The sequence below is a fragment of the Arthrobacter sp. S39 genome, assembly GCF_004320525.1.
Classification (GTDB): domain Bacteria; phylum Actinomycetota; class Actinomycetes; order Actinomycetales; family Micrococcaceae; genus Arthrobacter.
The window spans coordinates 742,303-766,626 of the sequence record NZ_SIHX01000001.1 but is presented as its reverse complement, the minus strand read 5'-3'; the positions used below and the strand labels follow the sequence as shown (position 1 = coordinate 766,626).

At 66.7% G+C, this 24,324-nt stretch carries 20 protein-coding genes and 1 pseudogene; 5 read left to right on the top strand and 16 right to left on the bottom strand.

Annotated features, from left to right (window positions below):
* Positions 1–106 precede the first annotated feature (106 nt).
* Positions 107–1,510: a glucose-6-phosphate dehydrogenase gene (locus EYS21_RS03600; protein WP_131131787.1), complete on the top strand. Its 1,404-nt coding sequence runs from the start codon at positions 107–109 to the stop codon at positions 1,508–1,510.
* A 76-nt stretch (positions 1,511–1,586) separates the two neighbouring features.
* Here the strand turns inward: EYS21_RS03600 and EYS21_RS03595 are convergent, their stop codons facing one another.
* Both EYS21_RS03595 and EYS21_RS03590 read right to left on the bottom strand, forming a co-directional pair.
* A complete protein-coding gene (locus tag EYS21_RS03595; protein WP_131131786.1) occupies positions 1,587–1,925 on the bottom strand; it encodes a P-II family nitrogen regulator in 339 nt (112 codons plus the stop codon).
* Positions 1,922–3,271: an ammonium transporter gene (locus EYS21_RS03590; protein WP_131131785.1), complete on the bottom strand. Its 1,350-nt coding sequence runs from the start codon at positions 3,269–3,271 to the stop codon at positions 1,922–1,924. The genes EYS21_RS03595 and EYS21_RS03590 overlap by 4 nt, the downstream gene beginning before the upstream one ends.
* 227 nt (positions 3,272–3,498) lie before the next feature.
* Between EYS21_RS03590 and EYS21_RS03585 the strand changes: the two genes are divergently transcribed.
* Positions 3,499–4,755 (top strand): MFS transporter, encoded by a 1,257-nt coding sequence (locus EYS21_RS03585; protein ID WP_131131784.1) that lies wholly within the window; start codon positions 3,499–3,501, stop codon positions 4,753–4,755.
* 32 nt (positions 4,756–4,787) lie between these two features.
* On the opposite strand, the gene ftsY is transcribed toward EYS21_RS03585, so the two are convergent.
* From ftsY to coaD, 9 genes and pseudogenes are all read right to left on the bottom strand, one after another.
* The gene (gene ftsY, locus EYS21_RS03580) at positions 4,788–5,996 is read right to left on the bottom strand and encodes a signal recognition particle-docking protein FtsY (protein ID WP_131131783.1); all 1,209 of its coding nucleotides are present in this window, start codon (positions 5,994–5,996) and stop codon (positions 4,788–4,790) included.
* A 65-nt stretch (positions 5,997–6,061) separates the two neighbouring features.
* Positions 6,062–9,652 carry a chromosome segregation protein SMC gene (smc, locus tag EYS21_RS03575; RefSeq protein WP_131131782.1) on the bottom strand — a complete coding sequence of 1,197 codons (3,591 nt, stop codon included), beginning with the start codon at positions 9,650–9,652 and terminating at the stop codon, positions 6,062–6,064.
* A 105-nt stretch (positions 9,653–9,757) separates the two neighbouring features.
* Positions 9,758–10,843, bottom strand: coding sequence for a hypothetical protein (locus EYS21_RS03570; RefSeq protein WP_347559523.1), 1,086 nt, complete (start codon positions 10,841–10,843; stop codon positions 9,758–9,760).
* 59 nt (positions 10,844–10,902) lie between these two features.
* Positions 10,903–12,080 (bottom strand): annotated as a pseudogene (locus tag EYS21_RS23950) (MFS transporter).
* A gap of 255 nt (positions 12,081–12,335) precedes the next feature.
* Entirely contained in the window at positions 12,336–13,292 is a 957-nt protein-coding gene (gene mutM, locus EYS21_RS03560; protein ID WP_131131781.1) for a bifunctional DNA-formamidopyrimidine glycosylase/DNA-(apurinic or apyrimidinic site) lyase, read from the bottom strand.
* A gap of 8 nt (positions 13,293–13,300) precedes the next feature.
* Positions 13,301–14,029 (bottom strand): ribonuclease III, encoded by a 729-nt coding sequence (rnc, locus tag EYS21_RS03555; protein ID WP_131131780.1) that lies wholly within the window; start codon positions 14,027–14,029, stop codon positions 13,301–13,303.
* Positions 14,030–14,050: 21 nt separating this feature from the next.
* Positions 14,051–14,254, bottom strand: a complete 204-nt coding sequence (rpmF, locus tag EYS21_RS03550; RefSeq protein WP_009356569.1) for a 50S ribosomal protein L32 — start codon at positions 14,252–14,254, stop codon at positions 14,051–14,053.
* A gap of 36 nt (positions 14,255–14,290) precedes the next feature.
* Complete coding sequence (locus EYS21_RS03545; protein WP_131131779.1) at positions 14,291–14,815, bottom strand: DUF177 domain-containing protein; 525 nt, start codon at positions 14,813–14,815, stop codon at positions 14,291–14,293.
* Between the two features lie 138 nt (positions 14,816–14,953).
* Positions 14,954–15,439 (bottom strand): pantetheine-phosphate adenylyltransferase, encoded by a 486-nt coding sequence (gene coaD, locus EYS21_RS03540; RefSeq protein ID WP_131131778.1) that lies wholly within the window; start codon positions 15,437–15,439, stop codon positions 14,954–14,956.
* A gap of 43 nt (positions 15,440–15,482) precedes the next feature.
* Here coaD and EYS21_RS03535 point away from each other — a divergent pair, with 43 nt between their 5' ends.
* Together EYS21_RS03535 and EYS21_RS03530 are read left to right on the top strand one after the other, a co-directional pair.
* Positions 15,483–16,712: an aminotransferase class I/II-fold pyridoxal phosphate-dependent enzyme gene (locus EYS21_RS03535; protein ID WP_242633257.1), complete on the top strand. Its 1,230-nt coding sequence runs from the start codon at positions 15,483–15,485 to the stop codon at positions 16,710–16,712.
* Positions 16,712–17,500, top strand: a complete 789-nt coding sequence (locus EYS21_RS03530; protein WP_207307659.1) for a fused MFS/spermidine synthase — start codon at positions 16,712–16,714, stop codon at positions 17,498–17,500. The genes EYS21_RS03535 and EYS21_RS03530 overlap by 1 nt, the downstream gene beginning before the upstream one ends.
* 16 nt (positions 17,501–17,516) lie before the next feature.
* On the opposite strand, the gene rsmD is transcribed toward EYS21_RS03530, so the two are convergent.
* Genes rsmD through EYS21_RS03510 form a run of 4 tightly spaced genes read right to left on the bottom strand, consistent with a single transcriptional unit; the run spans position 17,517 to position 22,549 of the window.
* Entirely contained in the window at positions 17,517–18,146 is a 630-nt protein-coding gene (gene rsmD / locus EYS21_RS03525; protein WP_131131776.1) for a 16S rRNA (guanine(966)-N(2))-methyltransferase RsmD, read from the bottom strand.
* Positions 18,147–18,191: 45 nt separating this feature from the next.
* Positions 18,192–20,459, bottom strand: coding sequence for an ATP-dependent DNA helicase RecG (locus tag EYS21_RS03520; RefSeq protein WP_131131775.1), 2,268 nt, complete (start codon positions 20,457–20,459; stop codon positions 18,192–18,194).
* Entirely contained in the window at positions 20,449–21,471 is a 1,023-nt protein-coding gene (locus tag EYS21_RS03515) for a DAK2 domain-containing protein (protein ID WP_131131774.1), read from the bottom strand. Before EYS21_RS03515 ends, EYS21_RS03520 begins: the two co-directional genes overlap by 11 nt.
* A gap of 22 nt (positions 21,472–21,493) precedes the next feature.
* Positions 21,494–22,549 carry a thiamine-phosphate kinase gene (locus EYS21_RS03510; RefSeq protein WP_242633256.1) on the bottom strand — a complete coding sequence of 352 codons (1,056 nt, stop codon included), beginning with the start codon at positions 22,547–22,549 and terminating at the stop codon, positions 21,494–21,496.
* 89 nt (positions 22,550–22,638) lie between these two features.
* On the opposite strand from EYS21_RS03510, the gene EYS21_RS03505 reads away from it, so the two are divergent.
* Positions 22,639–23,145: a DUF3515 domain-containing protein gene (locus EYS21_RS03505; RefSeq protein ID WP_131131773.1), complete on the top strand. Its 507-nt coding sequence runs from the start codon at positions 22,639–22,641 to the stop codon at positions 23,143–23,145.
* A 28-nt stretch (positions 23,146–23,173) separates the two neighbouring features.
* On the opposite strand, the gene EYS21_RS03500 is transcribed toward EYS21_RS03505, so the two are convergent.
* Entirely contained in the window at positions 23,174–24,322 is a 1,149-nt protein-coding gene (locus tag EYS21_RS03500; protein ID WP_131131772.1) for a D-alanine--D-alanine ligase family protein, read from the bottom strand.
* Positions 24,323–24,324 lie beyond the last annotated feature (2 nt).

Genomic DNA, 24,324 nt, shown 5'->3' with positions numbered 1-24,324 from the left:
CCCTGCGGCACACCAGCGCCTCGGCTGTTGTTTCCAACTGCTTCGGCGACGGGACTCGACTATCTAGGGTACCAAGACGGACCTTCAAGATGGCATGCTGGCTAAGGTGACGAGCCTAACGACTGTAAAAACCCTGCTCATTCTTGGTGCTTCCGGCGATCTCACGGGGCGCCTGCTGCTTCCCGGGCTCGCCCGGCTTGTGGCGAAGGGACGCGCGGAGGGCCTCAAACTGGTGGGGGCCGGCTCCGATGCGTGGACTCCGGAACAGTGGCAGGCCCGGGTCCACGATGCCTTCGCCGCCTCCTCCGAGTCCGCCGACGCCGCCGGAAGGAAGGCTTTGGCGGCCATGGAGGCCGGCACCTCCTACCATCAGCTGGACGTCACAGCGGACGGGCCGCTTGCCTCCTTACTGGCTTCGCTGGACGCGCCGGCCGCCGTCTATTTCGCCCTTCCCCCGCAGGTCAGCCAACGGGCCTGTGAAACCCTCAAGCCTGGCCAGGTACCGGCCGGGACGCGCCTGGTGATGGAGAAGCCGTTCGGCTCGGGCGAGGCATCCGCCCGCTCCCTCAACCGGACACTCACGGCATTGGTCCCCGAAGACCACATCCACCGGGTGGACCATTTCCTTGGCAAGGCAACGGTCTTGAACATCCTGGGCCTGCGCTTTGCCAACAACTTCCTGGAACCGGTCTGGAACCGGGAGCATGTGGAGAAGGTGGAGATCATTTTTGACGAGGACCTCGCCTTGGAGGGGCGGGCGCGATACTACGATAATGCGGGTGCCCTGCGGGACATGATCCAGAGCCACCTGCTGCAGATCATGGCGCTGATGGCCATCGAACCGCCGGCCAGCGTCGGCGAACGCGACCTGCGCGACGCTGTCTCCACGGTGCTGCGTGCCAGCAGCGTCAAGGCACCGTACGCGCGGTCCACCCGGCGGGCGAGGTACTCCGCCGGGGAACTGTCCGGCAAGCAGGTTCCGGACTACGCCAAGGAGGAAGGCGTCGACCCTTCCCGCGGTACCGAGACGCTCGCGGAACTCACCGTGGAGATCGACAATTGGCGCTGGCGGGGCGTCCCGTTCATCCTGCGCTCCGGCAAGGCCCTGGGCGTGAAACGCAAGGAGGCGGTGGTGACGTTCCGCCCCGTCCCCCATCTGCCCGTCGGCTTCACGGGGGTGGACGCCCCCAACCGGCTGCGGATCGGCTTTGGACCGGACACCCTGGACCTCGACGTCGATGTGAACGGCCCCGGCGACATTTTCAGCCTAGACCGGGCGACCCTCCACGCGAGGCTGAATGCCTCCGAGCTGCTCCCCTACGGCGAAGTGCTGGAGGGCGTGCTGAACGGCGACCCGCTGCTGTCCGTCCGCGGGGACACTGCCGAGGACTGCTGGCGGATTGTGGAGCCGGTCCTCAAGGCCTGGTCGCGGGGCACGGCGCCTCTGCAGGAGTACGACGCCGGGTCGTCGGGTCCTGCGGACTGGCCCGGGTCGGAGCCGGAAGAGTAAGAGCGCAAAAGAAGAGCGGGCAGGTAACCTTTCCAGGTTCCTGCCCGCTCTTTGATTCTGGTTACGTGCCGGGTGGCTAGATTGCAGCTACGCCGCGTTCCCCGGTACGGACCCGGACTGCTTCGAAGACGTCCATGGTCCAGACCTTGCCGTCACCTGCGCGTCCCGTGTTGGAACTTGCGATGATGACGTCCAGGATGTCGTCGGCCTGCTCGTCGGTGGCCAGCACCTCAACCCTGATCTTCGGCAGGAGGTCCACGTTGTATTCGGCTCCCCGGTACACCTCGGTGTATCCGCGTTGCCGGCCGTAGCCGCTTGCCGCGCTGACCGTCAGGCCCTGGACACCATAGGCTTCCAGGCCTTCCCGGATGGATTCGAGCTTCTCCGGCCTGACGATTGCTGTGATCAGTTTCATGCCCCCACGCTTTCCTTACCTGTTGCTGATTCTGTCTTCTTGGCGCCGGCGGTTGCGCCCTCTGCCGGGGCTCCCTTGCCGGTGATCAGTTCGTGAAGGGGCTGGAAGCTGCCGCCGTGGCCGCCGACGCCGAACTCGTAAGCCGTTTCTGCGTGCAGGCTCAGGTCAACGCCCACTACTTCCTGCTCATCCGAGACCCTGAAGCCCATGGTCTTGTGGATGGCGAGGGCAATGATGGCGGTCAGGATGGCCGAGTAGGCGATGGCGATGCCGGCTGCTGCGAGCTGGGCCCACAGCTGGGTGGCTCCGCCGCCGTAGAAGAGGCCGCCGCCCACGCCGTCGGTGGGGAGGGCGATGAAGCCCAGTGCAACGGTGCCGATGATGCCTGACACGAGGTGGACACCCACAACGTCGAGGGAGTCATCGAAGCCCCAGCGGAACTTGAGGCCCACTGCCAGGGCGGACGCGACACCGGCGACGACGCCGAGGCCGAGCGCGCCGACCGGGCTGACGTTGGCGCAGGCCGGGGTGATGGCAACCAGGCCGGCAACGACGCCGGAGGCGGCACCGAGGGAGGTGGGGTGGCCGTCGCGGATGCGTTCGGTGATGAGCCAGCCGAGCATCGCTGCTGCCGGGGCTGCGAGCGTGTTGATCCAGATCAGGCCGCCCTGCTCAGCGGTGGTGGCGGCGCCGCCGTTGAAGCCGAACCAGCCGAACCACAGGATGGCTGCGCCGAGCATCACGAACGGGATGTTGTGCGGGCGGTGGTTCGGGTCCTTGCCGAAGCCGCGGCGGTTGCCGATGATGAGCACCAGCACGAGGGCTGCGACGCCGGCGTTGATGTGCACCACGGTGCCGCCTGCGAAGTCAATGGCCGGGCCGAGCGCCTGGCCCAGGGCACCTTCGGGGCCGAAGAGTCCGCCGCCCCACACCATGTAGGCAAGCGGGCAGTACACGAGCGTGACCCAGACGGGGACGAACACGGTCCAGGCGCCGAACTTGGCGCGGTCAGCGATCGCGCCGCTGATCAGGGCAACGGTGATGATGGCGAAGGTCGCGGCGTAGCCGACCTTGATGAGGCCGTCAGGAGTGGTGATCCCCTCGAGCCCGAATGTTGCGAACGGGTTCCCGACAATCTGCAGGAATCCTTCGCCGGAGCTCATCGATGCACCCCAGAGAACCCAGACAACACCGACCATGCCGATGGAGATGAAGCTCATCATCATCATGTTCAGTGCGGCCTTGGCGCGCGTCATGCCGCCGTAGAAAAATGCCAGACCCGGTGTCATAAACAGCACGAGTGCTGCCGCCACCATGAGCCATACGTGACCTGCGGTAAGTTCCATGGTGCACGTCCTCTCTCAGATCGATATTGCGGATCTCTCCGCCTGCCAACGCCTTATGCGTCCTAATAAAGAGTCTGGTCGCGCTGTGTTTCGCCCACGGAGGATTTAGATTGCGCGTTTGTTACAACAACCTCTAGGAAGTAAATGGTGCATATCTGGCTTGTTACGGTTATGTTTCATCCCTCTTGCAAGCCACCCGTAACCGAAAGTTCAAGGACACCGGCACCATGACCTCTACACCCCCTGTGAGCGGCGCCACGTCGCGGATTCCGGGCCTGAGGCGGCCGGGGCAGGACAAACTTCCGCGCGACATCAAGGTGATGCTGGCCGCAGCGTTCCTTATTGCCCTCGGATTCGGGCTTGTTGCGCCTGTGTTGCCACAATTCGCCACAACCTTCGGGGTCGGCAATACCGAGGCCGCTGTGATCGTGGCCATCTTCGCGCTGATGCGCCTGGTCTTCGCCCCGGCCGGAGGGGCCCTGATCGCCCGGTGGGGTGAACGCCCGGTCTATGTTGCGGGACTCCTGATCGTGGCGGCGTCCACTGCTGCCTGCGCCTTCGCGCAGGGCTACTGGCAACTGCTGCTGTTCCGCGGCCTGGGCGGCATCGGTTCGGTCATGTTTACCGTGGCGTCCATGGCACTGGTGATCCGACTGGCGCCGCCGGAGAGCCGCGGCCGGGTGTCCGGCGCCTATGCCTCGGCGTTCCTTGTCGGGAATGTCTGCGGCCCGATCGTCGGCGGCCTGCTCGCAGGCTTTGGCCTTCGGGTGCCTTTCCTCGCCTACGCCGCGGCGCTGGTGGTCGCCGCCGCCGTCGTCCAGACACAGCTCAGCCACGAGCGCAGGGAGGCCGGCCACGGGAAGGGACGGAATCCGGACATGCGGCTGGCAGATGCCCTCGGAGTCGGCGCCTACCGGTCGGCGCTCGTCTCAAGCTTTGCGAATGGGTGGGCAACGTTCGGCGTCAGGATGGCGACGGTCCCGCTGTTCGCTGTTGCGGCCCTCGGCGCGGGGCCGGAGGCGGCCGGACTTGCGCTGGCAGTGTTCGCCGCGGGCAACGCTTCGGCCCTGACTGTCTCCGGCCGTCTCGCCGATTCACTGGGCCGCAAGCCCATGATGGTGACAGGCCTGCTTGTCACCGGCGGGGCCACTGCCGCCATTGGCTTCACGCACGAACTGGGCTGGTTCCTGCTGGCCTCCACACTGGCCGGCATCGGTTCCGGTCTGCTGGGGCCGGCGCAGCAGGCCGCGGTCGCGGACGTGATCGGCTCCGGCCGCTCCGGCGGCAAGGTCCTGGCCGTCTACCAGATGACAGCGGACATCGGCGCCATTGCGGGGCCCATCCTGGCCGGTGTACTGGCGGACCGGCTGGGCTATGGCTGGGCGTTCGGCGTCACGGGCGCCATCCTGGTCGTGGCAGCGGCCAGCTGGTCCGTCACGCGTGAACCGCTTAAACGCATCGAGGGTGGGATCCCGCCGCCATAGCCTGCGGCGGGATCCCACCCCTCGATGGAGCGTCAGTTCAGCAGCGCGTCGACGAAGCCCTCAGCCTCGAAGGGGGCGAGGTCGTCGGCGCCCTCGCCCAGGCCGATCAGCTTGACGGGCACACCGAGCGATTTCTGGATGGCGACGACGATCCCGCCCTTGGCGGTGCCGTCCAGCTTGGTCAGCACGATGCCGGTGATGTTGACCACCTCGGAGAAGACCCGTGCCTGGTTGAGTCCGTTCTGGCCGGTGGTGGCATCCAGGACCAGCAGCACCTCATCAACCTCGGCGAGCTTTTCGATGACGCGCTTGACCTTGCCGAGCTCGTCCATCAGGCCCACTTTGTTCTGCAGCCGTCCGGCGGTGTCGATCATCACAACGTCGACTTCCTGGTCGATGCCTGCCTTGACCGCCTCATAGGCGACGGACGCAGGATCGGCGCCGTCGACGTCGGACTTCACGGTGGGGACTCCCACCCGCTGGCCCCACGTGGCCAGCTGCTCCGCGGCCGCAGCGCGGAAGGTGTCTGCCGCACCCAGCAGCACGTCCTTGTCTTCCGCGACGAGCACGCGGGCGAGCTTGCCCACCGTGGTGGTCTTGCCGACGCCGTTGACCCCAACCACCATCACGACGGCCGGCTTGTCCGCGTGGCGGGTGGTGTTCAGGCTGCGGTCCATGGTGGGATCCACCAGCTTGATGAGCTCTTCGCGCAGCAGCGCCTTGACCTGCTCCGGGGTCCGCGTGCCGAGGACCTTGACCCGCTCGCGCAGGGCATCCACCAGCTGCATGGTGGGTTCGGTTCCGAGGTCTGCCAGGAGGAGGGTTTCCTCGACTTCGTCCCAGACGTTCTCGTCGATCTTGTCGCTGGAGAGGAGGGCCAGCAGGCCCTTGCCCAGGATGTTGTTGGACCGGACCAGGCGTTCGCGCAGGCGGGTCAGCCGGCCGGCAACGGGAAGCGGGGTCTCCACCTGGATGGTTTCCAGGCCCGCCGCGTTGTCAGGGACATCGGTTGTTTCCAGCCCGTCGAGGTCAACACCGGCAGGGGCGGTACGTTCCGCCGGCGCCACGGGGGCGTCCTCCAGCAGGGTTCCGCCGCCTTGCGGAGTGACCGGGTCATTGGCATCGCGGGTGCCCGGGTACTGGGTGATGTTCTTCCGCGCCTTCAGGAAGACCGGGATCAACCCACCAATAACCGCCAGGGCAGCAACTATGGACAGAATAATGGGGAGGATGTCATTCACTCCCCTAGCTTCTCACAAGGTTTCACCCTGATGTTCTGCGCATCCGGCTCCCACGTGCGGGAACGCTACACCTCGGCACCGAGTCGCTGGCTGATGACGGTGGAGACGCCGTCGCCGCGCATGGTGACCCCGTACAGCGCATCAGCCACTTCCATGGTCCGCTTTTGGTGCGTGATCACGATCAGCTGGCTGGACTCGCGGAGTTCCTCGAAGATGGTGATGAGCCTGCCCAGGTTGGTGTCATCAAGGGCCGCCTCGACCTCGTCCATGACGTAGAACGGCGAGGGCCGGGCTTTGAAGATGGCCACCAGCAGGGCGACGGCGGTCAGGGACCGTTCGCCGCCGGAGAGCAGCGAGAGCCGCTTGATCTTCTTGCCGGCAGGACGCGCCTCCACCTCGATGCCGGTGGTGAGCATGTCTGAGGGGTCCGTCAGGACCAGGCGGCCCTCTCCGCCGGGAAAGAGGCGGGCGAAGACGCGGACGAATTGGGCCTGGGTGTCGTCAAAGGCTTCGGCGAAGACACGCTGGACACGGTCGTCCACTTCCTTGATGATATCCAGCAGGTCCTTGCGGCTGGACTTCAGGTCCTCCAGTTGGGTGCTGAGGAATTGGTGCCGTTCTTCCAGCGCGGCGAACTCCTCCAGTGCCAGCGGGTTGACCTTTCCCAGGGCGGACAGGTCCCTTTCGGCCTTCCGGAGGCGTTTCTCCTGCTCCTCCCGGACAAACGGTTTGCCTTCCATCACCGGAGCGCCGGTGTCGTCAACGGGTGCCCGGAGGGCTGCCCATTTGTCCTGGGTTTCATCCGCCGGGACGGGCACGGGTACGTCCGGTCCGAAGTCAGCCACCAGCAGGTCCGGGGTGATGCCGAGTTCCTCGATGGAGCGTGTTTCGAGCGCTCCGATCCGCGCCCGCTGCTGTGCACGCGCAAGCTCGTCCCGGTGGACCGAGTCCGTGAGTTCTGCCAGCTCGCGGGCGAAAGCGTCGTTGGAGGTCCTGATCTCCAGCAGGGCGCGGTCGCGCTGTTCGCGGTTCTCTTCGGCGAGGTCGCGTTCCTGCCTGGCCAGCTCCACGGACACATCGATGAAACGCAGGGCCAGTTCGACGCCCCCTTGCACCGCGGCGGCCCGCCTGGCCTGGATCCGGCGGCGGCGGGCCCGTTCAGCGGCTTCTTCCCGCGCCTTGCGTTCGGTGGCCGCGGCCCGTTCCAGCGACAGTGCCCGGTTCCGGGTGGCCGTCAGCTGTTCCTCCGTGCTGCGCAGCGACAGCCTGGCTTCCATCTCCGCCGAACGCGCCTGCGAGGCTGCCAGGGCCAGGGCATCCCGGTGTTCGGTGGACGGTTCCTCTTCGGCCGGCGCCTGCTGCGCCGCGGCCAGCCGTTCTGTGATGGCTGCGAGCGCTTGTTCCTCGTTGGCCACGTTGGTTTCGGCCTTCGCGAGGGAGGCGGCAAGCCTGTCGCTCTCCCCCACGGCGCTGCGCAGGACGGAATTCAAGTGGCCCAGCCGTTCGGCGACCGCGGCGAGCCGGGCGTCCGATTCATGCAGGCGGTCCAGGGCGGCATCAGCCCTCGCCTGCGCTTCGGTGCGCCGGGCTTCGGCGCCGGCCAGCGCGAACCTGTTCCGTTCCAGGTCCGCGGTGACGGCGGCGAGCCGCGTCCCGGCGTCGTCGACGGCGGCCTGCACCTCCAGCAGGGACGGTGCCTTCGCCGAGCCGCCGGTGACCGTCAGCGCCGTGAAGACGTCCCCCGCCCGGGTCACCGCCGTCAGGTCCGGCCTGTCGGCAACCAGCCGGCCGGCGCTGTCCAGATCCTCAACCACGGCCACCCCCGCCAGGAGCGCCGCCACGGCGGGGCTGCTGCCGTCCACCGCAGAGGCAAGGTCAACGGCCCAGCGCGCACCCGCCGGCAACGTTTCGCTCAGCGGGACGCCCGGGTCCTGCACGGCAGCTGCTGACGCCAGCAGCAGCGAGGCGCGACCGCCGTCGTCGTCCTTCAGGAACTGCATGACCTCGGCAGCCACAGCCGGGTCCCGGACCACAATCGCTTCGGAGGCGTCGCCGAGGGCGGCGGCAATCGCCGTCTCGTACCCGGGGCTGATGGTGAGGTCCGATGCCAGCGTGCCAACGACGCCGTCCAGTCCGGCGTTGAGCGCATGCGCTGTGCCGTCCTTGCGGTTGAGTCCGAGTTCGAGCGCATCCCGCCGGGCGGCCAGGGCGTCGCGTTCGCGGACCGCCTCCGCGCCGGCGGCGGTGAGGGCGGAGATCCCGTCACGGACGGCGTCGAGTTCGGCGCTGGCATCCTCATAGTCGGCGTCGAGGCTCTCCTCGCCTTCCTCGACCCCCGCCACCTGGGTCTCCAATGCGGTGAACTCCGTCTGGGCCTGCCGGCGGCGTTCCTGCCCCGCGGCGAGCGACTCACGGAGCCTGCCCAGCTCCGCCTGGGCGGATTCCACCCGCGACCGTGCGGCGCCAACCTGGCCGGCGAGCCGGGCCAGGCCTTCGCGCCGGTCCGCAGCGGCGCGGAGGACGGCGGTCAGCCGCTTGTCCTCGATTGCCGCTTCGTGTTCCGCCCCGGTCTTGGCGGCGGTCGCTGATTCCAGGGCGCTGCGCCTGTCCAGGATGTGTCGGTCAAGTTCCGTCAGTTCGTCCCGGACCCGGGCAGCCTGCCGTTCGAGCTGTTCAGGGTCCCGCCCGGAGTACGGCTCAGCGTCCACGGCTCCAAGCAGGCGGCCGCGTTCCCGGGCCAGCGAGCCAAGGGAACGCAGCCGTTCCCGCGCTGCCGACAGCCTGTACCAGGTGTCCTGCGCCGCGTTGAGCAACGGGGTGGCCTCTGCCGCAAGCTGTTCCATGGCGGCCTGTTTCCTGCGCCCGGATTCCAGTTCCTTCTCGACGACGCTGCGGCGGGCCTTCAGCGCCTCCTCATCCGCCACGTCCTTGTCGAGGGCCGCCTGCTGCCGGACCAGGTCATCGGCGAGCAGCCGCGCACGTGCGTCGCGGACGTCGAACTGGACGCGCTGGGCTCGGCGGGCCACGTCGGCCTGCTTGCCCAGCGGGGTGAGCTGCCGCCGGATCTCGCCGGTGAGGTCGCTCAGGCGCTGGAGGTTGGCCTGCATCGCCTCCAGCTTGCGGACGGTCTTTTCCTTGCGGCGGCGGTGTTTCAGGATTCCTGCCGCCTCCTCGATGAAGCCGCGGCGGTCCTCGGGGGTGGCGTGCAGGACCTTGTCCAGCTGGCCCTGGCCGACGATCACGTGCATTTCCCGGCCCAGGCCGGAATCGGAAAGCAGCTCCTGGATATCGAGAAGCCGGCAGCTGGCACCATTGATGGCGTATTCGGATCCGCCGGTGCGGAAGAGTGTCCGCGAGATGGTGACCTCGCTGTACTCGATCGGGAGTGCACCATCAGCGTTGTCGATGGTCAGGGAGACGTGTGCCCGCCCCAGCGGGGGCCGCCCGGAGGTCCCGGCGAAAATGACGTCTTCCATTTTGCCGCCGCGCAGCGTTTTTGCTCCCTGTTCGCCCATGACCCAGGAGAGCGCGTCCACCACGTTGGACTTTCCGGAACCGTTCGGCCCCACCACTGCGGTGACTCCGGGTTCAAAGTCGAAGGTGGTGGCTGACGCGAACGACTTGAACCCCCGGACGGTAAGGCTTTTGAGGTGCAAGGTGTTTCTGGTCTCCTGAGTGGCTGAAGCGGCTGCTCTGCTGCCCCAAATCTACTGCGTCACTGCGGGTTTCCACGGATTTAGAGCAGTTCCCGGCCGTGACGGCTACTGCCGCACCACTGCCGGAGACCAGGCATGTTCGATGAAAAGTGAGGGCTGCGCCGCCGGATCGATGGCCAGGGACCAAACGTCGCTGTCCTGGCCGGACTCATCCCGCGGAACGCCGTAGACCACAGTACTGGCGTCGAGCCACTCCAACTGGTCGTCAATATCGCGTTGTTCGGCGAGGACCGTTTCCGTTCCGGAGGCGATGTCCAGCACCGCGATGTTGCGATGGCCCACGAGCGTACCGGAAACACTCTTCTTGTAGGCGATCCGGGTTCCGTCCGGCGAGACCGATGGACACTCTATCCCTGCAGCGGTCACCGTCAGGGTCTTGTCCTGGAGGCTTCCCCGCACGAGCCAGATCTTTCCTTGGGATGAGGCTGTGGCATAGAACGCGTCCGGCTGGCCCGGGACGAAGGTCACGCCCCAGATATTGCGGTCCGACGCCTTGATCTGGGTTCCGCCGGAAATGAGGGCGAACTCCTCGAGGTTCCCGTGCACGGTGCCGTCCCGGCCGCGGATGACGGTCTCCGTGGAAAACCCTGCAGCGGCGTACGAGTGCCCGGACACAAACACTGTGCTAGCCAGCAGGGACCCGTCGGCGCTGATCCGGGTACGGCTGGGGATGCCTCCCAGGGCCCACGATTCGACGGGGTCCAGTGAGCTGTCGTAAACGGTGGCCTCAAATTTGGTGGGGATCTCATTCCTGGTACTCAGGCAGCTCACCAGGTTCATGACCGCATACACGCGGTCACAGCTGTGGCCGCTGAGCGCGCGCTGGCCTGTTGGGTCGGCCAACGGGACGGTTGCCGCCTGACCGAAACCCTGTCCGGGAGCCGTGTTCCGGAACATCACAAAGGGTGCGGCCGGCAGCCCTTGCGCCGCGACCGTGGCAACGGGCGAGTCCGCTTGCTGGCTGGTTTTGGCCGCCTGGAACGCTGAAACGGTGAACACGGACGCGCCCGCGGCCACCAGCACGACAATTGCCAGCAGGATGAGCCACCGCCGCCGCATGCCGGATTCCGGCAAGGCTGCGGCCGCCGGAGCGTCAGCAGGAACCGCCTCACGCGCGGGGAGGGTGGCCACGGATCCGTTGCCTGCATTCTTCGGTGGCCGCGGAGCCGGCTGTGGCCCCTTTCCCCGGCTCACGGTGCGGCCGCCCATCGGCGTGCCCCGCCAAGCAGGACCGTGCCGGCTGCAAGAGCTGCCGTCAGCAGGCCGGCCACGCACAGCACGGCAGTCACGGGCCCGACCAGGTACCACAAAACCCCGAACCCGGCGGTTGCGGCCATCCGGCTCAGGGCCACCACGGTCTGCGCGGTGCCAAGCGCCGTCGCCAGGTTCTCCGCCCGGGTCAACCGGCTGACCATGGCGGCGAGGACACCGTCGGTCGCCGCGTAGAACACCCCGAGCAGGAGCAGGCAGCCGATGGTGGAACCCAGGCCGCCGAAAGGCAGGGCTGCGAGGACGTAACAGGCCAGCAGGGCCAGGTGGCCGCCCAGGAAAACGGGGATCCGCCCCCACCGGTCCGCCAGCTTTCCCAGCGGAATGGCGAACAGGAGGAAAACAACGTTGGTTCCCACATAGAGCAGCGGGAAATACTGGACTGAAAAGGAACCCCGGTCATGGAGGATCAGGTAGATGAACCCGTCGCCAATGGTCAGGAGGCCCAGGAGTCCGGCTGTCAGCATGAGCCGGGCCAGGCCCTGCTCCTTCAGCGCGCCCCAGCGCAGCTGCGACCACTGGAAACGCGGACGGCGCGCTGAGGTGGCCGCGACGGCGGGACCGCGACGGCGGGACCGCGACGGCGGCCGGGGACGATCAGTACCAGCACGGCCACGCCGATCGCCGAGAAGGCCAACGAAACGATGAACACCGTGCTGAAGCCGTTGGGGATCAGCACCAGCACCAGGAACGCCAGCAGTGGCCCGGTGGCGGCACCCACACTGTCCAGCATGCGGTGGACCCCGAACGATCTTGCCAGGTGCTCCGGCTGCGCCGCTTCGGAGATCAGTGCATCGCGCGGAGCCGTACGGATGCCTTTTCCGATCCTGTCGCCGGTGACGATTCCGGCTATGGTCCAGAAGCCGCCCGCGAAGAGGAACCCGATCCTGGCCACCATGGAGAGGCCGTACCCGGCCACCGCCACACGCTTGGGCTGCCCTGTGCGGTCCGAGACCCATCCTGCGGCTATCCGCACGATGGCGCTGGCGCCCTGGTTGATGCCGTCGATGATTCCGAACGCGATGGTGGACAGTCCCAGGAAGCCGGTCACGTACAGCGGCAGGATGGCTGCCACCGATTCTGACGAGATATCCGTCATCATGCTGACGATTCCCAGCCAGATGATGACCGGGGACAGCCGGAACGCCGTCGCGGCGGCAGCGGGCATCTCGGATTGGGAGTCCTTCTGGCCGCCGGTGCGGTCCGACATCGAAAGGTACAAGGGCTGCCTGGTTCCTGCTGACGGGCTGGGACGTGGCGGCCGCCTTCAGGCGGTCCGCCGCTTCTTATGGCCCCAGTCTGTCAACGGAACCCACATTGCGGAACCGCAGAATCCGCAGACTTTGCCTGCCCGCTACCAGCGCCCGTTCCGGGGCCGCGGCTGGCAGACAGGACAGGTGTAGGAGGAGCGGTTCATGAACTGTTCCCTGCGGATCGGGGAATTAATTCCGACGGCGGCGCAGCGGTGGCAGGGCTGGCCTTCCCGCCCGTAGGCGTTAAGGGAGCGGTCGAAGTAGCCGGAGGCGCCGTTGACGTTGACGTACAGCGAATCGAAGCTGGTCCCGCCGGCGGCCAGCGCGTCCAGCATGACGTCACGGGCGCTGCTCACGAGCTGCGCCGCGTCGGCCCGCCGCAACTTGTCGGTGGGCCGGGCGTAATGCAGTTTCGCCCGCCACAGGGCTTCGTCGGCGTAGATGTTGCCAATCCCAGAAACCAGCCCCTGGTCCAGCAGGGCGCGTTTGAGGCCCGTCTTTCGTTTCCGGAGCCGGCTGTAGAAACTGTCGAAGGAAAAGGCCGGGTCGAGGGGGTCGCGGGCGATGTGCGATGCCTCGTCGGCGATCAGCGGGAGGGGTGATTCAGCGAGGCCGCCGGGGCCGCCGTCGTCCGTGGGAACCAGGGCGGTGACGAAGAGTCCGCCAAAGATCCGCTGGTCCACAAACCGGAGCTGTTCGGGCATGCCGTCGCGAGGACTCAGCCGGAGCCTGACTTTGAGGTGCTTTTCGTCCGGGGCCGTGGTGTCCTGCATCAGCAACTGGCCGCTCATGCCAAGGTGGGCCATGAGGGCGACGGCGGGAGCCGCGGGCGCGGGGGAAGTGTCCGTTGCGTCCTGCAGCGGCATCCAGAGGAACTTTCCGCGGCGGACGACATCCGCCACGGTGGCCCCTTCCAAGTTGCCGGCAAAGTCTTCCGTACCCAGGGCGTGGCGGCGGATGGACCGGGGGTCCAGTACGTCAACCGAGGTGATCGTGCGTCCGCGGACCCAGCTCACCAGTCCACGGCGGACCACTTCCACTTCCGGGAGTTCCGGCACAGGACAGCCTAGTAGGTCGCGGCAGAGTCCGCGGAGGCGTCCGCAGCAACTGCCCGGGGGGCTCCCGAGAGCACGCGCCAGGCGTCGGCCGCGGCTTCCTGCTCCGCTTCCTTCTTGGAGTGGCCGGAGCCTTTGCCATAGGCGTTGCCGCCGATCTCCAGGACGGCAGTAAACGTGCGCGCGTGGTCCGGCCCGGATCCTTCCACCACGTAGTGGATGCTGCCGAGCTGCCTGCTGGCCGCCAGTTCCTGAATGCTGGTCTTCCAGTCTGTCCCGGCGCCGAGGGCGGCTGCGTCCTTCAGGAGCGGGCCAATGAGCCGCATGACCAACTGCCGGGCGGTTTCGATGTCGTTGGAGACGTAGGTGGCACCGATCAGTGCTTCCATGGTGTCCGCGAGGATGGAGGCCTTGTTCTTGCCCTCCGTGAGCTTTTCGCCCTGGCCCAGGTAAATGTAGTCGCCGATGCCAAGGCTTCGGCCGATGCCTGCAAGGGCACGGGTACTGACGACAGCGGACCGCCGCTTCGCAAGGTCACCTTCGGGCAGGGAGGGGTTGTCCCGGTACAGGGCATCCGTCACGGAGAAGCCCAGGATGGAGTCACCCAGGAATTCGAGCCGCTCGTTGGTGGGGATTCCGCCGTTTTCGTAGGCGTAGGAACGGTGTGTGAGAGCAAGACGAAGCGTCCCGGCGTCAATGGAGACACCGAGACGCTTCAGAAGCTCTTCAGTTGAAGACATCATCTCAGCCTGAATGGCCAATTAGACGTCTGCGACCTTGCGGCCCTTGTACTCAAGGAACAGCGCAGTGCCAGCCGAGTCGGTGACGACCTTTGCCTGGTGCGGCAGGCTGTAAGTAACCTGGCCGTTCTCTACGGTCTTCACCAGGTGGGGGGCAGTTGCCTTCCACTGGGAGCGGCGGGCGCGGGTATTCGAGCGAGACATTTTCCGCTTCGGGACAGCCACGGCTAACTCATTTCTCTCTAGACAAACACGTACAAATCAGTTTTGCCGGTCAGGCTTAGCCAAGTCAGCTAGGGCAGCCCAGCGAGGATCAACGACCTCGTGGTGATGCCCCGGCTCGTCTTCCAGGCGTACTCCGCATTCGGAGCAAAGGCCCTGGCAGTCTTCCCGGCACACCGGCTGGAACGGCAGCATGGTGACAACTGCGTCCCGCAACACCGGCTCAAGATCGATCAGATCGTGCTCGACTCGACGTTGCTCTTCTTCGTCTTCTTCGTCCGAAAGCAGGACGCCCTCGTAGAAGAAAAGTTCTTGCACATTGACCTCGAGGTCATACGCAAGGGGATCCAGGCATCGGCCGCATTCGCCTGTAACTGCGGCGACCGCGGTTCCTGATACCAGAATTCCTTCGTGTACGGCCTCCAGCCTCAGATCCAGCTCGACATCCGAGCCTTCCTGAACGCCAATGAGCGCCACACCAAGATCACCTGGTGCGGGTACATGTTCCGTCAGTGTCCGCATGCTTCCCGGGCTGCGCCCGAGGTCCTTGACGTCGAACGCCAAGGGCGAACTAGCATCTCGCTTAATGAGAACTCCTGTTGAACATATGACCGACGTACCATCTTAGCCTGAAGTCCGGTTTGGACTCAAACCAGGCCACCGAAGGCCGCCGAGTACCGGACTAGCCTACCCTCTCGGCAGCTATTCGGACGAAGACTCGCCAGCCAGCAGCCTTTTCTGCACCGAGCGGGGCACATAGTCAGAGACGCTGCCGCCCAAACCGGCAACTTCTTTAATAAGGGTGGAGGACAAATGAAGGTAATGCGCCTCGGCGGGCAGGAAGACCGTTTCCACACCGCTGAGCTGGCGGTTCATGGTGGCCATGGGCAGTTCGTAGTCGAAATCGGATGAGGACCGGAGTCCTTTGACAATCGCGGAGACTCCGCGCTGGCGGCAATACTCTGCCAGCAGGCCCTCCCCGACAGGTTCCACCACGATCCCTTTCAGGGATGCGAGGGTCTCCCTGGCCATGTCGATCCGGTCACCCAGGCTGAACCTGTACTTCTTCGCATAGTTGGTGGACACGGCCACGATCACCTCGTCGAAGAGGCCGGCCGCCCGCGCGATGACCTCGAGATGGCCGTTGTGGATGGGGTCAAAGGATCCTGGGCAGACAGCGCGTCTCATGCTCCGAACCTACCGCATCCGGACGGCGGGATACCATGACTGGATGCATCCACCACGGGACCTTTTTACGCCCACCGCACCTGCTCCGTGGCAGCGCGCAGCCCTCGGAGCCAACCTTCTCGGGCAGGACGGCGAACTGGGGGTCACCATTTTTGAAGAGATGACCGCCCTGGCGGTGCAGACCGGCGCCATCAACCTCGGCCAGGGTTTCCCGGACGAAGACGGTCCGGCCGAGGTCAGGGAGGCCGCCCAGTCCGCCATCGCCGCAGGCGCCAACCAGTATGCCCCCGGCAAGGGCATCCTGGAACTCCGCGAGGCCGTCGCAGTCCACCAGGAACGCTTTTATGGGCTGGCGCCGGACCCGCAGACTGAGGTCATCGTCACGACGGGAGCCACGGAGGGCATCGCCGCTTCGCTGCTGGCCCTGACCGGTCCCGGCGACGAAGTCCTGACGTTTGAACCCTTCTATGACTCCTACGGCGCCATCATCGGGCTGTCAGGAGCCACCCACGTCACGGCCCCGCTGCTTGCCCCGGACTTCCTTCCCGACATGGAAGCGCTTGAATCCGCCTTCAGCGACCGCACCCGGGCGGTGCTGCTCAACAACCCGCACAACCCCACGGGCGCTGTCTTCCCGCGGGAAGTACTTCAGCGCGTCGTTGACCTGGCCCGGAAGCACGACTGCCTCATCATCACCGATGAGGTGTACGAGCACCTGACCTTTGGCGTGAGCCACATTCCGGTGGCCACGCTGCCCGGGGCCGCGGAGCGGACCGTGACCATTTCGTCGGCAGGCAAGACCTTTTCCTTCACGGGGTGGAAAATCGGCTGGCTGACCGGACCGGAGCACCTGGTGTCGGCCATCCGCACCGTGAAGCAGTTCCTGACCTACAGTTCGGGGACCCCGTTCCAGTCCGCCATCGCCACGGCCCTCGCCCTCCCCGATGACTTCTACGCCGGCGTTGCCGCCACACTGCGGCACAAGCGCGACATCCTCAGTGACGGGCTCCGCGCAGCCGGTTTCGATGTCTTCACGCCGCAGGGCACGTACTTCGTGGACGTGGACACCGCCCCGCTGGGGATCAGCGACTCGGTGGACCTGGCCCGCCGGCTTCCCGCACTCGTAGGGGTGGCCGCGATCCCCGTTCCCGTGTTCTGCCATCCCCACGGCGCCGAGCGGACGCGCAGCCTGCTCCGGTTCGCGTTCTGCAAAAAAGTGGAAGTCCTGGAAGAGGCGGCCGGCCGCCTTGCCGGCCTCCGCGGGAAACTGTGATGCCGGCAGACGGCAGGAACGCGGCAAGCAGGTTCCTGCGGACCAGCGGCCAACATGCCGCCATTGAGGCCGACGACCTTATCGACGGCGCGTATATCCTCAGCATCGGCGGCGCCGAACAGTCCCACGTCAACGTGGCGCATCCCGAGGAAATCTTCTACGAGTACCTGCGCCGCATCGGCCACCTGGTGGACCTCGCCGCTCCGGAAGGGCAGCCGATCAGGGCGCTCCACCTCGGGGCCGGCGCCCTCACCCTGGCCCGCTACATCCAGGCGACGAGGCCAGGATCGGTCCAGTACGCCGTCGAGCTGGAACGCGAACTGCTGGACTTCGTGCTTCAACAGCTGCCCTTGCCTGAGGGGACGGACCTGCATCCGGTGATCGGAGACGCCCGTGACGCCCTCGCCGGGCTGGCTCCGGAACTGCGGTTCGACGTCGTCATCCTGGACATCTTCTCGGGCCCGGACGCGCCAGGCCACATCGCGTGCATGGAGTTCTACCAGGAGGCCCGAGCCCGGCTCACGGCGAACGGGATCCTGATCGTGAATGTCGGGGACGAGCCTGGACTCACCCTGGTGCGCAGCCAGGCAGCTGCGTTGCGCCGGGCAATGGAGGACGTCGCCGCCTTCGCGGAAGCCGGGATGTTCGCCGGCCGCTATCCGGGCAACATCATCCTCGCGGGAACACAGGCCCCGTGGCCGGACAGCTGGTCAGTTGAACTGACCGCACGGGGACCGCATCCGGCCAGGGTGCTGTCAGGCGTTGACCTGGACGGACTGGCGGGCTGACGTCAGCTGACGGCGTTTAGTTGCTGCCCGCCCCCTCAGCCTGTCCGTCAACGGCTTCGTCGGCCTGAACAGCGTCCGGAACGGATGGCTCGGCGAACCACAGCCGCGTCTCGCCGTACTTCTTCTCGGCGAACCGCTCCAAGGCCTGCGGCCAGTCCGGTTCCGGCGAACGCGATGACCGCTCAACCACCACGACGGCGGCCGGTGCCAGGTGTGCGTTGAGTTTGGCGAGCACGGCGGACAGGGCGGGCTCATCCAGCGGGTAGGGGGGATCCAGGAAGACAAGGTCCCAGCTGGCATCCAGTGTGGCCCGTTCGAGGAACGACTCCACCTTGGAGCGGTGTACGGTGACGACCTTCCGCCCCACTACGCCGTTGACCAGGTCCGCGTTGCGCTGGCACACGCCGCTGGCCTTGGCGTCGAATTCGACGAGGTCAACGGTGCCCGCGCCCCTGCTGCCGCTCTCCACACCGAGCGACCCTGACCCGGCGTACAGGTCCAGGACCCGCGCGCCGGAAATGACGTCGAAGGCGTCCAACCGCGAAAAAAGTGCTTCCTTGACCCGGTCCGTGGTGGGCCGCGTCAGCGATCCCGGCACACTGGTCAGCGGGGTGCCGCCGGCGGCTCCGGCGATGATCCTGCTCATGCCGGGCACCTCCCGTGCCGTGCCGCTGTACCGGCTTGCGCGACGTTATCCGCGTTCAAGGAACGCCTCCTTTTCGGGATTAAGGTATCCATCGATGGCTTGTGCCAGCTGCGGATGCTGCTGCAGGGAGGGGTCCGAACCCACGATCTTCTGGGCGTCTTCCCGTGCCCTGGCAATGATGTCCTCGTGCTCCAGCACCCTGAGGAGTTTCAGGGTGGAACGGCCACCTGACTGTGAGGCGCCCAGGATGTCCCCTTCACGCCTCAGCTTCAGGTCTTCCTGCGAGAGTTCAAACCCGTCGGTGGTGGAGGCCACGGCGTCCAGCCGGCGGCGGCTCGGATGGCCGGGCTCCAGGGTGGTCACCAGCAGGCACGTGCCGGGGTGGCCGCCGCGGCCTACCCGCCCACGGAGCTGGTGGAGCTGGGAAATACCGAAACGGTCGGCGTCGAGGATGACCATCAGGGTTGCGTTGTGGACATCAACGCCCACCTCGATGACTGTGGTGGAGACCAGGAGTTTGGTCCTGTTGGCCGTGAAGTCCGCCATGGCCGCTGACTTGACCGCGGGGTCCTGGCGGCCGTGAAGGGGAGCCAACGGCACGCCGGCCAGGGCCGGCTCCTGCTGGAGCTGTTCGACGACGGCCGTTACCGACGCGAGTTCGCGGGCTGTTCCGTTCTCTTCCAGGTCCGCCGCGGTTGGTTCCGTTTCGCCCGGGCTGAAGTCGCCGTCGTCGTCGGTTCCGATCTTTGGGCAGACGACATACACCTGGTGTCCGGCGTCGATCTCCTCCCGCGAACGGGACCAGATGCGGCCGGCCCAGCCAGGGTTCTCGGCGAGACCCACCACATGCGTGGAAATCGGGGCCCTGCCCGCGGGCAGCTCATCAAGCACCGACGTTTCGAGGTCTCCAAAAACGGTCATTGCCACGGTCCGGGGAATGGGTGTGGCTGTCATAACCAGCAGGTGCGGGGGTTTGCTTGCCTTCGCGCGCAGGGCATCCCGCTGTTCAACGCCGAACCGGTGCTGCTCGTCCACCACGATCAGGCCGAGGTCGTAGAAGGACACATTGTCACTGAGCAGGGCGTGCGTGCCGATCACGATCCCGGCCGTTCCCGAAGCGGCGTCCAGCAAGGCCTGCTTGCGGGCGGCCGTGGACATGGACCTGGTCAGGAGGGTCACCTGCACGGCTGCGTTGCCGAATCCGCCCAGCAGCCCGTCGCGGGACAGGGGGCCCAGGGTGCGCCTGATGGATTCGAAGTGCTGGGCGGCGAGGACTTCCGTGGGCGCCAACAGGGCTGCCTGTCCCCCGGCGTCCACTACCTGCAGCATGGCCCGGAGCGCCACGACCGTCTTCCCCGAGCCCACCTCGCCCTGCAGCAGCCTGTTCATGGGGCCGTCCTGGGCGAGCTCGGTGGAGAGCGTTTTGCCAATGGCGGCCTGGCCGGCGGTCAGGGTGAACGGCAGCTGCCGGTCGAAGGCGGCCAGCAGGCCGTCCGCCACCGGGCGCCGTGCGGTGGCTTCCTCCGCGGCCAGCTGGGCGCGGCGCCGGGCGAGCGCCGCCTGCAGGACCAAGGCTTCCTGGTACCGGAAGCGGTCCCGGGCACGCTGCCAGTCCGCCGTCGACTCCGGTGCGTGGATCAGCCTGTACGCCTCAGCGACCGGCAGGAACTTTTCACGTGCCGCGACAGCGGGCGGAACCGGGTCCGGCAGGGCGTCGAGGTCGGCCGTTTGCAGCAGCGCCTCGACGACCTTCTGGATGGCCCAGCTGGTGAGTTTGCCCGTGGCCGGGTACACCGGGATGGGCATCAGGGCGAGGGACTCCGGATCCTTGCCCTGGACGAAGGGGTCCTCGTCCAGCAAAAGGAAATCCGGGTTGGTGAGTCCGAGCAGGCCCCCATAGCGTGTGACCTTGCCGGAGAACAGCGCCCGCCGCCCCTGCAGGAGCTCAGCCTTGGCGCGGTAGCCGTTGAAGAAGCTGACTTTGAGCGTGCCGGGGACTTTGCCGCGGTAGTCGCTGCCCCCGACCATCCGGAGCCCGGGCGTACCGTCGTCGTCGGAGATCACGACGTCGGTGATGGTGCCGCGGCGTGCCTTCATGGTCCGGGTGCTGCTGGACACGACCCTGGCTATCAGGGTGACGTCCTCATCCAGCGGGACCTCGCTGATGGGCGTCAGTTCACCCCGGTCCAGGTATCGGCGCGGAAAGTAGTTCAGCAATGCACCGACGGTGGTCAGGCCAAGGTGTTTCGCGATGACGCCGGCGGAGCGTTTGCCGACCAGGCGCCCGAGGTCCAGGTCGAGTTCAGCGCTCATGCCCACTGGAGTTCACCGGGTCGGCCTGGGGGTCGCGGGGCAGGGCGAGCTCACTAACCGTGATTTGCAGGGGTTCGCCCAGGGAACGGATGAGCCTGACGGCGGGTTCGGCGTCCGGCACGTGGACGTGGACACGCCAGCGGTAATTGCCGTCCGCCTCAGCGGCTGTGCCCACCTGGCTCATGATGACGGACTCGCCGATCTCGTCCAGCCGCTGCCGGAGGGTGGCCGCGTTCAGCGGTGAGAGGCTGATGGTGCACATGACCTCAACGCCGTCGTCGTCCGGCATGCTGGTGTGGATGTGCGGGTCCTGGACATCGTAGCCGTGCAGCCCGTCCAGGAGTTCGCTTTGGAGTTCCTCACCCAGGACGGCGGAGCGGAGGCAGTCAAGGATGAGCAGCATCCCCACGCCGCCGGCGTCCACGACGTGCGCCGCCTGCAGCGCGTCCAGCTGGCCCTCGGTGCGGATGACTGCGGCCAGGGCACCCTCAACCGCGGCGTCCAGCGAAAGACCCAGGGCATGGTTGCTGTCGTCACCGTTCTGCCCGGCATCAACTGCGGCGGCGGCACGGGCAGCAGCCTCCATAACGGAGAGCATGGTGCCCGGGACGGGGTCGCTCAACGCGGACCACGCCCTGATCTGGGCCCGGTTGAGCGCCGCGGCGAGCAGGGTGGACGTCAGCCGGGTATGGCCTGCCAGCGGCTCCGCGGCGGCGCACAGGAAGACGGCGAAAAGTGTGCCGGAGTTGCCCCTGGCCTGTTCCATGGCCGCCTGGCCGGCTGCCGCCAAAACTGCTCCGACGTCTGTTTGCGCGGCGTCAGGCTGGCGCGGGTCCACGCTGTGGCTGGCGCCGCCTGGTCCGTGGCCGTGGAGCGCCTGGGTTGCCGCGCGGACCGTGAGGTAAAGGTTGGTGCCGGTATCGCCGTCTGCCACGGGGAAGATATTGATTGCATTGAGGCGGTCGCTGTGGTTGCCGAGGGCCGTTTCAGCTTTGCCCAACCATCGCTTCATCGCTTGCGCGTTGGCGGCAACCTTAGTGTGCAAAGTGATCCCATCCCCCGGTGTCCGCGGTGTGGCCCGCAATTGTGATGCCCGGGCTTTCACTTTCTCCCGGGGCCTGTACTGAGCCTATCGCAGTGAATCCGGGAGGCAGCTGAATGCCGGGAGGGAATGTGGCCAGGAGCCCGTGGTCCTCTCCCCCGGCAAGTACCCAGCCCAGAGGGTCGGTGTTGAGCAGGCCCGACGCCGGTTCCAGCGCTTCGGCCAGCCGCTTGAGCGTCTGCGGATCCAGGTCAAGGATGACGCTGCTGGAACGTGCGAGCCGGGTGCCGTCGCGGAGGAGTCCGTCCGAGATGTCCAGCATTGCCGTTGCACCGCCGGCCCGGGCCAGCGGACCGGCGGCAAGCGGCGGCCACGGCCTGCACTGCAGGGTGACAAGTGTCCGCTGTTCCGGGCTGAGGGAGTCATGCGCTGCGTCCGATTCCAGAAGGGCGAGCCCCGCTGCAGCCCGTCCCACGGTTCCCGCGAGCGCCAGCACGTCACCCGGGCGGGCTCCGGACCGGAGCACGGGCGTTCCGCCGCTGAGTGTTCCCAGCACCGCGACGCTGACAGATATTTCCCGTCCCCGGCCAAGATCGCCGCCGGCCACGGAACAGTCCTTGGCACCCAGTTCCCGGATCCCGGCTGTCAGGCCGTCGGCCAGGTCCTCCACCCAGCGGACCGGTGTGTCTGGCGGGAGGGTGAGGCTGACCACCATGGACGTGGCCGTGGCGCCCATGGCGTTGATGTCGCTGAGGTTCTGGGCAGCAGCTTTCCAGCCCACGTCAAAGCCGGTGGCGCGGTACCCGCTGGGCCACTGGAGCCGGAAGTCCTGGTCCTGCACCTGGGTGTCGATGCTGATGACCGTCCGTCCGTCCGGTGCTGCAATGATCGCGGCGTCGTCCCCCGGCCCCAGCAACGTGGCTGCGGCATGGCGGCTGTCCAGCTCCAGCCTGGGGAAGATGCGGGCCAGCAGATCGGATTCGGACAGACCGCCGACCGTCAGCGCAGGTTCGGGCGCGGCACTCTGGCGCGGGGAAATTACAGGCACGCCACTACGCTACAGCGCAGCGCTGACATTCGGTGTCGGGCAACAGCCCTGGTTGGGTACCCGGCAGTCCGCAGCGATAGGGTTAACAGATGCCCAACCACTGTTTACGTCTGCCCGTCCGCGCCACCAGGGCTTCCGGTGCAGTGGCCGTCCTGGCCGTACTTGCCCTGACCGCGTGTTCGCCGGTGGTGGATGTCTCGGCCGCCCAGGATGCAGCCAACCCCGCCTGCGCGCCGATGATGGTGGCCCTGCCCGATGCGATCGGCGACGCGGGCCTGCGGAAAACCAACAGCCAGGCCACTGCCGCGTGGGGCGACCCGTCCCAGGTGATTCTGCGCTGCGGCGTCAACGTCCCGGGACCGACGACAGACCGCTGCGTCAGTGTGAACGGCATTGACTGGGTCATCAAGGAGGGCGACCCGGTCTACACCCTGACCACCTTCGGCCGGGAACCGGCCACCGAAATCCTGATGGACCCCGATAACATCAGCTCCGCGACCGTCCTTGCCGACCTGTCGGCCGCCGCCGCGAAGATCCCGGCCACCGGGAACTGCGTCGGCCAGGAGGAGCTCCAGAACCTGCCGTCCACTCAATAGGTCTCGACAGGCTCGATCACCCGAACCCTTAACGCAGCCCGGTCTTCCGGTTCAGTGCCAGGTAGATGAGTTCGTCAATGAGGTCTGCATAGTCCAGCCCGGACGCCGCCCACATCTGGGGGTACATGCTCTTCGGGGTGAAGCCTGGCATGGTGTTGATCTCGTTGATGATCAGCTCACCCTCAGGGGTGTAGAAGAAGTCCACGCGGCTCAGTCCCTCGGCCCCCACAGCATCGAACGCCGCGGCAGCCAGCTCACGGACACGGGCGATCGCTTCCTCGGGGATGTCAGCGGGGCAGCTGAGCGCGGCGGCGTCGTCCTCAACATATTTGGCGTTGAAGTCGTAGAACTCATGGCCGCCACCGGCCACGGAAATCTCGCCCGGCATGGAGGTCCGTGGCGCTGCCGTCCCGCGCCCTTCCAGGACGGCGCATTCGATTTCCCGTCCCACGATGCCGGCTTCGATGACCAGCTTGAGGTCATGGCGGCGGGCTTCCTCGACGGCGGCGTCCAGGCCCTCCAACGAGTCCACCTTGGAGATTCCCATGGACGATCCTGCGCGTGCGGGCTTCACGAACACGGGGAAGCCGAGGCGGTCCACCTGCTTCCGGACCGCTTCAGCGTCTGTGAGCCATTGCCGGTCGGTGACCGCAATGTACGGTCCCACGTGGAGTCCCGCCGCCTCAAAGACCACTTTCATGAAGTGCTTGTCCATGCCCACCGCAGAGGCCAGGACCCCAGCGCCAACGTAGGGGGTGTCGGAGAGTTCCAGCAGCCCCTGGATGGTGCCGTCCTCACCAAACGGTCCGTGCAGGAGCGGGAAAACGACGTCGACCGTTCCCAGCTCCTGGGGCACTTCGTTGGGTGCGGCAACGATGAGCTGATGCTCGCCGCCGATCTCCGCCAGCGTCACAGTCTCGGACGACGGCGGGACCTCCGGCAGTGCCGACGCGGACAGCGACCACTGGGCGGTGTCCCCGGACGCCAGAACCCACTGGCCCGACTTGGCGATGCCGATGGGGATGACCTCGTATTTGTCCTTGTTGATGGCGCCGAGCACGCCGGCGGCGGTCACGCAGCTCACCGCATGTTCGCTGGACCGGCCGCCGAACAGCACGGCCACCCGCGGCTTTGGTGCGGTGGACGGAGCCGCTGCGGTCAGGTTGTCTTCGGACATCG